The 14,310-nt window shown below is 71.7% G+C and carries 12 protein-coding genes; 8 read left to right on the top strand and 4 right to left on the bottom strand.

Annotation, left to right across the window (positions count from 1 at the left end; all coding sequences use genetic code 11):
• Positions 1-9 precede the first annotated feature (9 nt).
• The 8 genes from UC35_RS04830 (at position 10) to UC35_RS04795 (ending at position 7,835) form a co-directional block, all read left to right on the top strand.
• A complete protein-coding gene (locus tag UC35_RS04830) occupies positions 10-1,230 on the top strand; it encodes a hypothetical protein (protein WP_061496714.1) in 1,221 nt (406 codons plus the stop codon).
• A 46-nt stretch (positions 1,231-1,276) separates the two neighbouring features.
• Positions 1,277-1,951, top strand: a complete 675-nt coding sequence (locus UC35_RS04825) for a hypothetical protein (RefSeq protein WP_061503680.1) — start codon at positions 1,277-1,279, stop codon at positions 1,949-1,951.
• A gap of 99 nt (positions 1,952-2,050) precedes the next feature.
• Positions 2,051-2,848, top strand: a complete 798-nt coding sequence (locus UC35_RS04820) for a DUF899 domain-containing protein (protein WP_061496712.1) — start codon at positions 2,051-2,053, stop codon at positions 2,846-2,848.
• A 19-nt stretch (positions 2,849-2,867) separates the two neighbouring features.
• Complete coding sequence (locus UC35_RS04815; protein ID WP_061496710.1) at positions 2,868-3,464, top strand: hypothetical protein; 597 nt, start codon at positions 2,868-2,870, stop codon at positions 3,462-3,464.
• A gap of 65 nt (positions 3,465-3,529) precedes the next feature.
• Positions 3,530-4,333: a class I SAM-dependent methyltransferase gene (locus UC35_RS04810; RefSeq protein ID WP_061496708.1), complete on the top strand. Its 804-nt coding sequence runs from the start codon at positions 3,530-3,532 to the stop codon at positions 4,331-4,333.
• A 63-nt stretch (positions 4,334-4,396) separates the two neighbouring features.
• Entirely contained in the window at positions 4,397-5,668 is a 1,272-nt protein-coding gene (locus UC35_RS04805) for an NAD(P)/FAD-dependent oxidoreductase (protein ID WP_227820449.1), read from the top strand.
• Positions 5,669-5,729: 61 nt separating this feature from the next.
• Positions 5,730-6,146, top strand: coding sequence for a DUF1801 domain-containing protein (locus tag UC35_RS04800; protein ID WP_061496706.1), 417 nt, complete (start codon positions 5,730-5,732; stop codon positions 6,144-6,146).
• 21 nt (positions 6,147-6,167) lie between these two features.
• The gene (locus UC35_RS04795) at positions 6,168-7,835 is read left to right on the top strand and encodes an FAD-dependent oxidoreductase (protein ID WP_061496704.1); all 1,668 of its coding nucleotides are present in this window, start codon (positions 6,168-6,170) and stop codon (positions 7,833-7,835) included.
• Between the two features lie 10 nt (positions 7,836-7,845).
• Here UC35_RS04795 and UC35_RS04790 read toward each other — a convergent pair whose 3' ends face one another.
• From UC35_RS04790 to UC35_RS04775, 4 genes are read right to left on the bottom strand one after another with little or no spacing between them, the layout of a single operon-like run.
• The gene (locus UC35_RS04790) at positions 7,846-8,829 is read right to left on the bottom strand and encodes an MBL fold metallo-hydrolase (RefSeq protein ID WP_061496702.1); all 984 of its coding nucleotides are present in this window, start codon (positions 8,827-8,829) and stop codon (positions 7,846-7,848) included.
• 41 nt (positions 8,830-8,870) lie between these two features.
• Positions 8,871-9,308, bottom strand: a complete 438-nt coding sequence (locus tag UC35_RS04785) for an OsmC family protein (protein ID WP_061496700.1) — start codon at positions 9,306-9,308, stop codon at positions 8,871-8,873.
• A 45-nt stretch (positions 9,309-9,353) separates the two neighbouring features.
• Complete coding sequence (locus UC35_RS04780) at positions 9,354-9,905, bottom strand: GNAT family N-acetyltransferase (RefSeq protein ID WP_227820448.1); 552 nt, start codon at positions 9,903-9,905, stop codon at positions 9,354-9,356.
• A gap of 18 nt (positions 9,906-9,923) precedes the next feature.
• Positions 9,924-14,216 carry a DEAD/DEAH box helicase gene (locus tag UC35_RS04775; protein WP_061496697.1) on the bottom strand — a complete coding sequence of 1,431 codons (4,293 nt, stop codon included), beginning with the start codon at positions 14,214-14,216 and terminating at the stop codon, positions 9,924-9,926.
• Positions 14,217-14,310 lie beyond the last annotated feature (94 nt).

The raw sequence follows: 14,310 nt of genomic DNA, 5'->3' as shown, positions 1-14,310 counted from the left end.
GCTCTGGCCATGGACTCCCTGGTCGCCGCCTCCGCGCGCGCGCTCGCTGCCGGCGACGCGCTCGGCGCCCTCAAGCGGGTCGCGCTGCGCGACGACCCGCCGGCGCTGGCGCTGCGCGGCATCGCCATGGCGCAGCTGGGCGAGCACGCGCCGGCGCGCGATCTGCTGCGGCGCGCAATCCGCGCATTCGGCGCTGCCGAGGAACGCGAGCGCGCGCGCTGCGTGGTGGCCGAGGCCGAAGTGGCGCTCGCCATGCGCGACCTGGACGGCTCGACGCGCGCGCTCGCCGCCGCAGCGGCCGCGCTGGAGACGCACGGCGACCGCGCCAATGCCTCGCATGCGCGCCTGATCGCGGCCCGGCGGCTGCTCCTGCTCGGCCGCCTGGCCGAAGCGGCGCACGAGCTGGCAGCGGTCGATCCCGCTGCCCTGCCACCTACGCAGGCCGCGGTGGCCGGCCTGATCGCCGCCGAACTGGCGCTGCGCTCGCTGCGCTGCGAGCCCGCGCAGGCGGCGCTGGCACGCGCGCACCAGGCGGCCTATCGCACGGGGGTGCCGGCCTTGATGGCCGAGGTGGCCGAGGCGCGGGCCGTGCTCGACCGCCCCGCGGCCCGGCGCCTGGCGGCCGGCGCCGGGACCGCCCTTCGCCTTCACGAGATCGAGGCGCTGCTCGCCTCCGGCGCGCTAGTGCTGGATGCCGGGCGGCGGGGTCTCGCGGCGGCCGGCGCCTGGCAATCGCTGGCGCGCCGGCCGATCCTGTTCGCGCTGGCTTATGAACTGGCCAAGTCCTGGCCCCGCGACGTGGCGCGCGACCACCTGATCGCGACCGCCTTCCGCACCCGCCGCTCCGACGAGACGCACCGGGCCCGCCTGCGGGTGGAGATCGGCCGGCTGCGCGCGCTGCTGCGGCCCCTGGCCGGCATCGAATCCACGCCGGGCGGCTTCGTGTTGGCGCCGCGGGCCGGTGCCGAGGTCGCCGTGCTGGAGCCGCCCATCGCCGGCGAGCAGGCTGCGCTGCTGGCGCTGCTGGCCGACGGCGCCGCGTGGTCGACCTCCGCCCTGGCGCTGGCGCTTCAGGCCAGCCAGCGCACCGTGCAGCGCGCGCTGGCCGAGTTGCAGGCGGCGGGCCAGGTGCGCGCCATCGGCCAGGCGCGCGCGCGCCGCTGGCTCGCGCCGCCGCTGGTGGGTTTCACGACAATCTTGTTACTCCCCGCTTCGCTGCCAGGTGCGTAGAGTGCACTCATCGCGTCACGACAAGGCGCAGGAAGGATCCCCCACCATGAGCAGCAGCAAGCTTTCCGCCAAGCCCGAACCCGTGGCGCAGCCCGCCGAGATCGTGCGCGAGTACGGTTTCGCCGGCGTGAGCAAGGTCGCCGGCGTCAGCTATGACGGCAGCCGGGTGTGGGCCGCCACCGGCGCGCAGCTGGTGGCCTTCGATCCGCAGCGCGGCGAAGTCGCGCGCACCCTGGACTGCGCCTGCGACGCCGGGACGGCCTTCGATGGCAAGCATCTCTACCAAATCGCCGAGTCGCGCATCGACAAGATCGATCCCGTCACTGGCGAGGTGCTGGCGTCGATCCCCGCGCCGGGCGCCGGCACCGACTCCGGCCTGACCTGGGCCGAGGGCAGCCTGTGGGTGGGCAACTACCGCGGCCGCAGGATCCAGCAGATCGACCCCGCCACCGGCGCGGTGCGGCGCACCATCGAATCCAACCGTTTCGTCACCGGCGTGACCTGGGTGGACGGCGAGCTGTGGCACGCCACCTGGGAGGCCGACGAGAGCGAGCTGCGCCGCATCCATCCGCAAAGCGGCGAGGTGCTGGAGCGGCTCGCGATGCCGCGCGGCACCGGCGTGAGCGGGCTGGAGTCCGACGGCGCCGGCCTCTTCTATTGCGGCGGCGGCGAAAGCGGCAAGGTGCGCGCGGTGCGGCGCCCCAGGGCCACGCGCGACTAAGCACCACCTGGAGCAGCATGCGAAGGCCGGATCCCCGGTCGGGCCGCCGCATGGGGCGATCGATTTCAACAAGGGCTGATCGAGCCAAAGGAGCACACCATGACCCATCTCACTGCACAAGGCACCACCGCCGCCACCGGCCACCACGCTGTCGTCTCCGACGAACGGTGGATCGAGGAGCGCAAGAAACTGCTGGCCCGCGAGAAGGAACTCACGCACCTGCGCGACGAACTGGCTGACGCGCGCCGCGCCTTGCCCTGGCGGCGCATCACCAGGGACTACATGTTCGACGCGCCCGAGGGCCGGCGCAGCCTGGCGTCGCTGTTCGAAGGCCGCCGCCAGCTGATCGTGCAGCACTTCATGTTCGGGCCGGGCTGGGAGCAGGGCTGTCCCAGCTGCTCGTTCATGGCGGACCACACCGACGGCCTGAACATTCACCTGGCCCACCGCGACATCACCTTCGTGGCGATCTCGCGCGCGCCGCTGGCCGACATCCAGCGCTTCCGCCGGCGCATGGGCTGGCAGTTCTACTGGGTCTCTTCGCACGGCAGCGATTTCAACCGCGATTTCTGCGTGAGCTTCACGCCCGAAGAGCTGGCCAGCGGCGAGGTCTACTACAACTACGGCAAGGGACCGTTCCCGGCGGAGGAGGCGCCCGGCGTCAGCGTGTTCTACCGGGACGACGCGGGCGAGGTGTTCCACACCTACTCCACGTTCGGCCGCGGCGTGGAAGTGATGATGGGCGCCTACATGCTGATGGACCTGACGCCCAAGGGGCGCGACGAGCGCGACACGCCCTACAAGATGGAATGGGTGCGGCACCACGACCGCTATGCGCCCGAGCCGGCGACCGCCGCCGCCGCGGCCGCCGCCGGGTGCTGCCACGCCGAGTCCTGATGGCGCGCGGGGTGCGTGCATGGACAGCCTGTGGCCTTGGCTGGCCGTGGCGGGCGCAGGCGCCCTGCACGGGGTGAATCCTGCCAGCGGCTGGCTCTTCGCGGCCTGCGGCCCGCGCCTGGATGGCCGGTCGCGGCCGCTGCGCGCCCTGGCGACCATCGCCGTGGCGCACCTCGCCGCGGTGGCCATGGTGCTGCTGATGCTGGGGGGCGTGCCTGCGACTTCGCCATCCAGGCTGGCTGTCGATCCCCTCGTCCTGCAGGGCCTGGCGGCGGTATTGCTGCTTCTGCCGCCGGCGCTGCATGCTGTCCGCGGGCAGGCGCCCGGGCGGGCATGGGGAATGCTCGGCCATGCAGGCCTGGCACTCTGGGTGTTCGCGGTGAGCACGGGTCATGGGGCGGGCCTGATGCTGGTGCCGCTGCTGGCGCCGCTGTGTGCGAGCGCGGGGCCTGCGCAGCAGTCCATGGCCGCTGGGGCCGTCCTGCTGGCGCTCGCGGTCCACCTGGCGGGGATGCTGGCGGCCACGACACTCATGTCGGCGGGCGCTCGGCGCGGGTGGGATGCGCTGGCGCGGTGGATGAAAGGGCGTGTCGACTCAGCCGTGACTGACGGTTGACAGCAAAGCGCGATGGCATAGGCTAGGGCTAACAGGCCCTAGCTGCCACAAGGAGATCAGCCGCCATGCGCATCCTCGCACCCCTCGCCCTGGTCCTTGCCGGCCTGGCCGCCTGCGCCACCGGACCGTCCGCTCCCGATCCTGGACGCTACGCCGCGATCGTCGCCGCGCCGGATCGCAGCGCGGCCGATCGCACCAATGACGTTCGACGCAAGCCCGCCGAGATGCTCGCCTTCCTCGGCGTGCGCCCCGGCATGGTGGCCCTGGACCTGAGCGCCGCGCGCGGGTACACCAGTGAACTGCTGGCCCGTTCGGTGGCGCCGGATGGCAAGGTGTACGCCCAGAACCGCCCTCCCGCCGCCGCGCGCACACCGCCGCCGCAAGCCGAGGGCGCTTCAGCGCCGGCGCCGGCCACGGCCCCACCTCCGATGCCCACGCTGCCCGAGCGGCTGCGGAACCCGGCGCTCGCGAGCGTGCTGGTGCCCGTGACGCGGCCCTTCGAGGACCCGGTGCCCCCGGAAGCGGAGGGGCGCCTGGACCTCGTGACACTGATGTTCAACTACCACGACTTCGGCCACCTCGGTGTGGACCGGGCGCAGCTGAACCGGGCCGTGTTCCGCGCACTCAAGCCGGGCGGCCAGTACGTGATCGCGGATCACTCCGGCCGCGCCGGCACCGGCATCTCCGAGTCGGGCACCTTGCACCGCGTCGAGGAGGCCTTCGTCGTGCGCGAAGTGGAGGCGGCGGGGTTCCGCCTTGCCGCACGCGGCGACTTCCTGCGCAACCCCGCCGACCCGCGCGACCGCAATACGCCCGAGCCGCCGATGCCCAAGGACGAGTTCGTGCTTCGCTTCATCAAGCCGAACTGACCAGCGGCGGCCACACGCATACCGCCGGCGGCGCCGCGCTGCGGGTGCGCGGACAATCGGCCGGTGACTTCTTCCACTCGCTTTCGCGCCGCCGTCATCGGCGGCGGACCGGCCGGCTTGATGGCGGCCGAGATGCTGGCCCGGGAGGGCGTGGTGGTCGACTTGTTCGACGCCATGCCCTCCGTCGGCCGCAAGTTCCTGCTGGCCGGACGCGGTGGCCTCAATCTCACCCACTCGGAAGCGCCCGGACCCTTCCTCACGCGCTACGGAGACCGCAGCGCTGCACTGCGAGCGGCCATCTCGGCCTTCGGCGGCGAGGAGGTGCGGCGCTGGGCGGCCGGCCTCGGCATCGAGACCTTCGTGGGGACCTCCGGGCGCGTGTTCCCGACCGGCATGAAGGCCGCGCCGCTGCTGCGCGCCTGGCTGCAGCGCCTGGGCGCTGCCGGGGTGCGGCTGCACACCCGGCACCGCTGGGCGGGATGGGATCCTGCGACGGGTGAGCTCGTTTTCGATACGCCGACGGGGCGGATCGCCCACGGCGCGGACGCAAGCGTCCTGGCCTTGGGTGGCGCGAGCTGGCCGCGCCTGGGCTCCGATGGCGCATGGGTGCCGCTGCTGGCCGCCCGCGGCGTGCCCATCGCGCCGCTGCAAGCGGCCAACTGCGGCTTCGACGTGGCGCCCACTCGCGCAGACGCTGCGGGGTGGAGCGATCATCTGCGCACGCGCCATGCGGGCCAGCCCGTCAAGCCCGTGGCCGCACGCTTGCCCGCGCAGGCGCCGGAGGACAGCCAGCAGGGCGAGTTCGTGTTGACGGACACCGGCATCGAAGGCAGCCTGGTGTATGCGTTTTCGGCGCGGCTGCGCGACGAGATCGCCAGGCAGGGCCGCGCCAGCTGGGTCATCGACCTGCTGCCGCAACACAGTGCGGCGCAAGTGCTGGCCGAGACCCGCCGCCCGCGCGGCGCGCGCAGCCTGTCCACGCACCTCAAGAGCCGGCTCGGCATTGCCGGGCTCAAGATGGACCTGCTGCACGAGCTGCTGTCGCCGCAGCAACTGCACGATCCGGAGCAGCTGGCGGCGGCCCTGAAGGCGCTGCCACTGACACTCGTTCGTCCGCGCCCCGTGAAGGAAGCGATCAGCACGGCAGGTGGCGTGCGCCTGGACGCGCTGGACGCGAATGGCATGCTGCGCGACCTTCCCGGCGTGTTCTGCGCGGGCGAGATGCTCGATTGGGAGGCGCCGACGGGCGGCTACCTGCTCACCGCCTGCCTGGCCACGGGCCGGGTCGCCGGGCAGGGCGCAGCGCGGTGGCTGCAATCGCGCGGCCGCGGGTGATGGCGCCGAGGGAAGGGCGTATGCTGGCTCACTCCCAGTCTCATCCTGACGGAAGGCGCCCATGAAGAAGCCGGATTCGAGCGCGGGCCAACCGGCCTCCGCGCTGATCGACCAGAGAATCGCCGAACTCGCGGACTGGCGCGGCGACACCCTGCGCAGGATGCGCATGCTGATCAAGGAGGCCGTGCCGGATGTCGTCGAGGAGTGGAAGTGGATGGGCACGCCCGTGTGGTCGCAGGGCGGCATCATCTGCACCGGCGAGTCCTACAAGGCGATCGTGAAACTGACCTTCGCCAAGGGGGCTTCGCTGGAGGATCCGGCCCGGCTCTTCAACGCGAGCCTCGATGGCAACGTCAGGCGCGCGATCGACATCCACGAGGGGGAAGAGGTCGACGCGGGCGCGTTCAAGGCGCTCGTCCTCGCTGCGGTGGCCCTGAATGCCGCCGGCGCCAAGGCCAAGCCGAAGCGAGCGAAGTAGCCTGGGCAGCTGGCACGCGCCATGAGGGAGCCGGCGAGTCTCGACACCGAAGTCCTGGTCGCAGGCGGCGGCCCGTGCGGCCTGATGCTGGCGAACGAACTGGGGCGTCGCGGCATCCGCTGCCTGCTGGTCGATCCCAAGCCGGGGACGGCCTTCAATCCGCAGGCGAACGCGACGCAGGCGCGCACCATGGAGCACTTCCGGCGACTGGGCTTCGCCCACGAGGTTCGCGCGCTGGGCCTGCCGCCGGACCATCCGACGGACATCGTGTACATGACGCGCTTCTCGGCGCATGAGCTCGCGCGCATTCGCCTGCCGACTGCCGCTGAAGCGGTTGAGAAGGTCAGGGCGATGACGGGCTCCTGGAGCGCGGCCGAACTGCCCCACCGCGTCTCGCAGAAGTTCGTCGAGCAGGTGCTCCTGCGGCATGCGCGGGCCTGCGCCAGCGCGGACATCCGCTACGGCTGGGCCCTGGAGTCCTTCGAGGCGTCGGACGATGCGGTCACGGCCACCGTGCGCCCGGCGGCATCCGTCGGCGAGGCGGTCCGCGTCCGGGCGAGCTATCTGGTCGGCGCGGACGGCGCGCGCAGCATGGTGCGGCGCGCGCTGGCCATCGAGTGGGGCGGCGCGACGGGGGCCTCCCGCGAGTTCATGGGCGGGAAGATGTTCGCCATGTACCTGCGCGCCCCCGGGTTCTTCAGCGTGCTGCGCCATCCCAAGGCATGGATGTACGTGGCGGTCAATGCCCAGCGCAGGGCCTTCATGGCATCGGTCGACGGCATCTCCGAATTCGCCTGCCATGCCGCGCTGCATCCGCACGAGAGCGCGGACGATTGGGGCGAGGCGGAGGCGCGCCGCCTGTTCGCGGAAGTCGTGGGCGCCGAGGTGCCGGTCGAGATCCTGTCGACCGGCACCTGGATCGCCGGCCATTCACTGGTGGCCAAGCGCTTCCAGACCGGTCGGGTCTTCATTGCCGGCGATGCCGCTCATCTCTTCACGCCCACGGGAGGGCTGGGCTACAACACCGCGGTCGAAGACGCGGTGAACCTCGCCTGGAAGCTGGCCGCCGTGTTGCACGGCCAGGCGGGGCCGGGGCTGCTGGGCAGCTACGAGGCCGAGCGCAAGCCGCTCGCCGAGCGCAACACGGCCTATGCGCGCCGCTTCGCGGACTCGGTGGGCCTGTTCCGCGCGACGCCGGAGCTCGAAGAGGACTCCGAACGCGGCGCGCTGGGACGCCAGCGGGCTTCGGAGCACCTGAACGAGCACGCGCGGCTGGAATTCAACATCCCCGGCGTGACCTTCGGCGGCCGCTACGACGCCTCGCCCGTCATCGTGAAGGACGGTTCCGCCGCGCCGTCCGACCAGCCGAACGAATATGTGCCGACCGCCTCTCCCGGCGGCCGGCCGCCGCACGCCTGGCTGGACGATGGCCGCTCGCTGTACGACCTGTTCGGGCGGGACTGGACGCTGCTGGTGCTCGGGAAAGGCGCGCCGACGACGGCGCCGTTCGAATCCGCTGCCCGGCATCTGGGGCTCGCCTTGCAACGGGTGAACCTGGAAAGCGAAACGCTGGAGGCGCTCTATGAGGCGCCGCTCGTCCTGATCCGGCCCGACCAGATCGTCGCCTGGCGTGGCAGCGCCGCGGACGATGCGCTTGCCGTCCTCGGGCAGGTCACGGGACGCCACTGAAGCTGCGCGCTCAGGCGATGAAGCGCTTGCCGACGGCCAGGGGGACGACCGTGCCGGCGAAGGCCTGCTCCAGGGCGCCAATGGCGCGCCAGCCGGTGCAATGACCGGGGGCCAGCAGTTGGAGGTCGAACTGCCGCAGGTCGGCCACGGTGTCCGGAATGATGCGTTCCGTCGAGCCGGAAAGGTGAAGTCCCCCCATCGCGCCATACAGCGGCAGCTGCGGAAACAGCGAGCGCGCGTGGCCCAGGACGTTGATGATCCCGGCGTGCGAGCAGGCCGAGAAGATGAACTGGCCCTTGTCCTTCACGTGGACCGAGACGAAGCGCTCGTCCATCAGCAAGGGGTCCGGCTCCCAGCCGGTGCCGTCGTCGGATCGCCGAAGGTGGCCGGGCAGTCCGGTCTCGTAGGGCGTGGTCCGCGGAATCTCCCCACTGATGTAGAACAGGCCACCACCGGCGGTGTGCGCGTCCCGCGAGCTGATCACCGTGGCGCCGGCGCGGGCCAGTTCGCCTGGCGCCGGCACGTCTTCGAAGGGGAAGACGATCCCGCTGGGCAGTTTCATGCCGCGCTGCGCGAACATGCCGGGATGCACGTGGCAGCCGACCTGGCCGGCGCCGCGCGCGCCGGCGATCTGCTCGATCGCGGCGGTCAGTCCGCCGGCATGGTCCCAGTGCCCGTGCGAGAGCACGACATCGGGGATCGCGCCGAAGTCGATGCCCAGGATGCGGCTGTTGCGCAGGAACACGGCGCCTTCCGGGCCGGCGTCGAACAGCAAGCTCCGGACCTCACCGTCGCGGCGCGCCTGCAGCAACAGCGACAGCCCGTGGTGCGCGCAGCAGATGCTGGTCCCGCCCAGCAGCTGCAGCCGATTGCGTTCGCGCAAGCCCTGCCACTCGGACACCACGCCGGCCGGATTGGTGGACAGTCCGTCGGTGGCGTTGTCCACGATCACCAGCACCTCGAGGCCGTCCGCGACGGCGACATCGCTGCTCATGGCGGCCTCGCCCGCGCGTCAGGCGCTACGCGCTGGTCGCGCTAGGAGACCAGCTTCGCGTTGAGCGTGATCGGCAGCGCCTTGAGCGCCTGGCTCACCGGGCAGTTGGCCTTGGCGTCCTGCGCGATCTCCTCGAAGCGCTTGGCATCGAGGCCCGGCACGCGGCCCTCCACGTTCAGCTCGACCCCGCTGATGCGGAAGCCGCCCTCGGCGCGCTCCAGGCTGACGGTGGCGCGTGCGTCCAGCTGCTCGGCGGGGTGTCCCGCTCCTTCCAGCTTGAACGCCAGGGCCATGGCGAAGCAGCCGGCGTGCGCGGCAGCGATCAGTTCCTCGGGATTGGTGCCGGCCCGGCCGTCTTCGCTCTCGAAGCGGGCGGCGAAGTTGTAGGGCAGCTTCTGCAAGGCCCCGCTCTGGCTGTCGAGCGTGCCGCTGCCGCTCTTGCCGGCGCCGCGCCACTGGGCACTGGATGTTCTCTTCATGAGCTTGCTCCTGGTGGTTCAGACGAAAAGAACATTCTCGGCGCATCACGGGCGCCGTGGGGCGGGGTGCTCCTCGCTGCGGGACGTGGCCATGGCGCGCACCATGAACAGCGAGTCCGTCCCGTAGCTCTGCAAGTTGGGCGCCTGCGGCTGCGGCGCCCGGAAGCCATGGCGCGTCCAGAAGGGCGCTGAACTGTTCACCGCCACCAATGAGACCTCGGCCACGCCGAGTTGCCTGGCCAGTTCCATCACCCGTCGCACCGCTTCCCCTGCCACGCCCGAACCCCGGGCTCCGGGCAGCAGCGCGAGGTCGTGGACATAGAGCGTGCCGGGCTGCAGGGGCAGCCGCTGCAGCAAGGAATTCAGCGGCACCGGCGTTTCGCGATGCCAGGGATGGCTCAGGAGGTATCCGAGCAGCCCGTCGTGCGGGTCGACCAGCACCCGGCAGCCGGCCGGAAACAGGCGCAGGCGCTCAGCGAAGACGGCTTCGTGCTCCGGAAAATCCGGATGAACGAGGGCGGCCACCGACAACAGCGCGGGGAGGTCTGACGCTGCCATGTCGCGCCAGCGCAGCGCGGTGGGAGAAGGCCTGGTCACGGCGGGCGCCCCTCCCGGTCACGACAGCCCCGGCGGCGGCATGACATAGCTCGCCGGCCTTTGCTTGCGGATCAGGAGATTCTTCACCTCCCACTGCACGGCGGGCTCCAGCGGCTGCAGGTAGCGGATGTCGCCGCCGCTTTGCGTGGCGATCGGAACGCCGGCTTCGAACAGCAGGCGGTTGCCGGCCAGGCGCGGCACCTTGTCGCCGGGCGTGAGGATGCCGGCGAGGTTCAGCGGATCGACCGCCGAGATCGCGACGCGCTCGCGCCCCGGCGTGCGGGCGGTCTTGCGCAGGGCCGCGGCGGCTTCCGGCAGCGCGAACTGCTCGCCGGAAAAGCCGCTGACGAAGCGGCCGCCGCGCACCTCGCCGCGCGCCTCCAGCCGGCGCAGCACGTAGTACAGCTCGCGCCAGGGCGGCAGTCCCTCCTCGCGTTCGATCAGTTTGCGAAACAGCACGCCATAGCGGCGCAGCAGCACGCGCGCGATGTGCTCGACATGCGGCGCGGCCAGCGCGCCCGGCGCCGGCTCCGTCGGTCGCGGCCGGCGCGTCAGCGCCCAGCGGCCGGCGTCGGCGATCGGGTCCCGGTTCTTGCGGCGCAGCTTGTTGCGCTTGTCGGCCGGCATCACCAGCGTACGCAGGCCGGCGAAGGAATCGCAGCTGACCAGGCCCTGCGCGACCAGCTCGGACAAGGCCTGCTCGAGCTGCTCGCCCAGCAGCCGGGCGTCGTGCTGCAGGTCGGCGAAGAAGCTGGCGCCGTGCGCGCGCAGCAGTTCCAGCACTTCCCGGGCCTTGCCGGACAGCACCGCTTCGTCGACTGCCACGGCGCCGGCCGCCTGCTGCCAATGCGACAGGGCATCGCGTTCGCACAGCAGCACCGGCGTGCCGCGCACTGGCCCCGACTTGTGGCCGCCGGCCTCGCCGGGTTCCGCCGGCCGCCACCAGGCGATGCGGCCCACCGCGCACAACTTATCCAGCATGGCGGGCAGGTAGTCCCCGACCCGCGCGGGCAGCAGGTCTTCTTCCCAGGCCGAGGCCGGCGCGGCATGGCCTTCGAGCTGCCGCAGCACATCGGACAATGAGCTTTCGCCTTCACGGCGCTCGTCGCCCTCGCTGCCGGCGAGCTGGTGCCAGCGGAACAGAAAGCGCATGAATTGCGCCGGCGGCACCGGCTGGATTTCGGCGCGCAGCTTGTCGCGCGTCATGCGGTGGATGCGCGCCAGCAGACGCCGGTCGCACCATTCGGCCGCACCCGCCGCGCTGGAGGCGCCGCGCATCACGGCGCCTTCGGCCTCGAGCGCGAGCAGGGCGGGCAGCACGGCGTCGCCGGGCAGGCCGAGCGGCGCGCCCAAGGCGCCGGCCGTCACCGGCCCCAGCATTTCCAGGCGCCCGCGCACGATCTCGCGCAAGGCCATCTCGGGGGCGGGACGGTCCTGGACCACCGCTTCGATGGGTGGGTGCAGCGGCGCCTGCGGGAAAAGCGCCTGCATCTCGTGCAGGCGCTCGGCCGCGACCTGCAGCGCGCCGCCGGCCGGCGTGTGAAGCCGCGTGATGCGGCGCTGCTGCACGAGCGCCTCGACCAGCTCCGGCAAGGGTGCTTCGCCGGTAGTGAGGAAGCCATGCACCACCAGCGCATCGTGCAGTTCCTCGGCATTGCCGATCTCGGGCCAGGCATCGGCGCGCACCTGCGCGATCGCCTCCGGGTCGAGCTTGCCGATGTCCTGCGCCGTCTGCAGGTCCATGATCGGCTGCGTCCGCACGGCCCGGGTGCGGCGCTCCTCCGCCGCGCCATCGTCGAGGAAGGCGAAGGGACGCGCATTGAGGATGGCGTGCGACAGCGGCGAGGGTGAGGCGAGCTCGCGGGTGCTGATCTGCACCTCGCCGGTTTCGATGCGTGCCAGCAGCGCCACGAAGCCCTCGGCATCCATGGTCTCGGTCAGGCAGTCGCGCAGCGTCTGCGCCACCAGGGGATGGTCCGGGATCTCGCGTTCGCCCACGAGGTTCTCGGCGCAGGCGATCTGGTCCGGGAACACCACCGTCAACAGGTCCTGCGCGTCGGTGCGCTGGAACTGCGGCGGCACCTTGCGACCGCCGTTCATGCGGCGCACCGCCAGCGAAGCGGTGGCGTTCCAGCGCCAGCGGGTGCCGAACATCGGCGCGTCGAGCAACGCCTGCACCAGCACATCGCGCGCGCTGCCCGACTTCAGGTAGTGCTGCACTTCATCCAGCGGGAAGCTGTGCGTCGGACCCAGCGACAGCACGATGCTGTCCTCCAGCGCGCTGGCCTGCAGCTCGAAGTTGAACTTGCGGCACATGCGCTTGCGCAGCGCCAGGCCCCAGGCCTTGTTGATGCGCGAACCGTAGGGCGAATGGATCACCAGGTGGGTGTCGCCGACCTCGTCGAAGAAGCGCTCGAATACGATCCGCTTGCGGGTGGGCAACGCGCCCAGCGCCGCCCGGGCGGCCGCCAGGTAGTGCGTCAGCTGCTCCGCGGCCGCGGCGGGGAGGCGCAGGACCTCGCGCAGCCAGGCGGCGCATTCCGGCACGCCGTCCTCGAGCAGGCTGTCCGCGGTCTCGCACAGGCGCGACACCGCCTCGCACAGCTCGTCGCTGCGGCCCAGGCCCTCGCCGAGCCAGAACGGCATGTTGGGCGCCTGCCCCCTGGCGTCTTCCACCAGCACCCGGCCGGTCTCGACCTTGACGATGCGGTAGGAGGTGTTGCCCAGCTGGAAGATGTCGCCGGCCAGGCTCTCGAAGGCGAAATCCTCGTTGAGCGTGCCCACGCGGTGCTCCTCGGGCAGCAGCACCACGTCGTAGTCGAACTGGTCGGGGATCACGCCCGCGTTGGTGACGGCTGCCAGCCGCGCGCCGCGGCGCGCCCGCAGCATCCGGTTGACGCCGTCGTAGTGCAGGTAGGCGCCGCGCCGGCCGCGGCGGGTGCTGTAGCCGTCCGCCAGCATCTGCACCAGCTGCTCGAACTCCGCCAGCGCGAGCTCGCGATAGGGCTGCGCACGCCGCAGGCGCTCGTACAGCGCATCGAGTGGCCATTCGCGGCAGGTCGTCTCGGCGACGACTTGCTGCGCCAGCGCGTCCAGCGGCTTGGCCGGCACCCGGATGCGGTCCAGTTCGCCGCGCGCCACCGCGTCGAGCAGCGCGGCGCATTCCAGCAGGTCGTCCAGCGCCAGCGGGAACAGCCGTCCCTTGGGGATCGCGCCGATGGCATGGCCGGCGCGGCCGACCCGCTGCAGGAAGGCATTGACGGCGCGCGGCGAACCGATCTGGCAGACCAGGTCGATGTCGCCGATGTCGATGCCCAGTTCCAGCGAACTGGTCGCCACCAGCGCTTTCAGTTCGCCCTGCTTGAGCCGCTGCTCGGCCTGCAGGCGGTGTTCGCGCGCCAGGCTGCCGTGGTGGGCGGTGACGTGTTCCTCGCCGATCCGCTCGGCGAGGTGGCGCGCCATCCGCTCCGCGGTGCGGCGCTGGTTGACAAAGATCAGGGTGGTGCGGTGCTGGTGGATCAGTTCGGCGAGGCGGTCGTAGAGCTCGTCCCACACTTCGGTCGGCATCACCGCGGTCAGCGGCGAGCGCGGCATTTCGATGGCCAGGTCGCGCTCGCGGATGTGGCCCGCATCGATGATCTCCACCGCCTCGTCGCGCGCGCCGATCAGGAAGCGTGCCATCTCCTGCAGCGGTTTCACGGTGGCGGACAGGCCGATGCGCACCGGCGGCCGCTCGCACAGGGCCTCCAGCCGCTCGATCGACAGCATCAGGTGCGAACCGCGCTTGCTGCCGGCCACCGCGTGCAGCTCGTCGACGATCACGCTCTTGACCGACTTCAGCATGGCGCGGCCAGAATCGGAGCTGAGCAGGATGTACAGGGACTCCGGCGTGGTCACCAGGATGTGCGGCGGCGTGCGGCGCATGCGCTCGCGCTCCGCCGCCGGCGTGTCGCCGGTGCGCACCGCGTCGCGGATGCCGGGGTCGGGCAGGCCCATCGCGGCCAGTTGCGCGCGGATGCCGGCCAGCGGCTCCTGCAGGTTCTTGCGGATGTCGTTCGACAGCGCCTTGAGCGGCGATACATAGAGCACATGGACCTCGTCCGTGAGCCCGCCGGCCAAGCCCTCGCGGACCAGCGCGTCGATGGCCGACAGGAAGGCTGCCAGCGTCTTGCCGGAACCGGTGGGCGCGGCGATGAGCGCGTGGCGTTGCCGTGAAGTGACTGCCCACGCCTGGGCTTGCACCTCGGTCGGCTGGCCGAAGCGACGCTCCAGCCAAGCGGACACGGCCGGGTGGAAGGGGAGCCGGGACATGCCGCCTATTTTGGCCGCTTGCCTGGCTGGACACGAGGGACCCAGCAGAGCCCTGGCGAAAAGCAGGGACGCAAGGCAGCAAGCCAGAGCTTGT

The sequence above is a fragment of the Ramlibacter tataouinensis genome (genome assembly GCF_001580455.1).
Taxonomy (GTDB): Bacteria; Pseudomonadota; Gammaproteobacteria; order Burkholderiales; family Burkholderiaceae_C; genus Ramlibacter; species Ramlibacter tataouinensis_B.
This window is presented reverse-complemented; position numbering and strand designations above follow the sequence as displayed.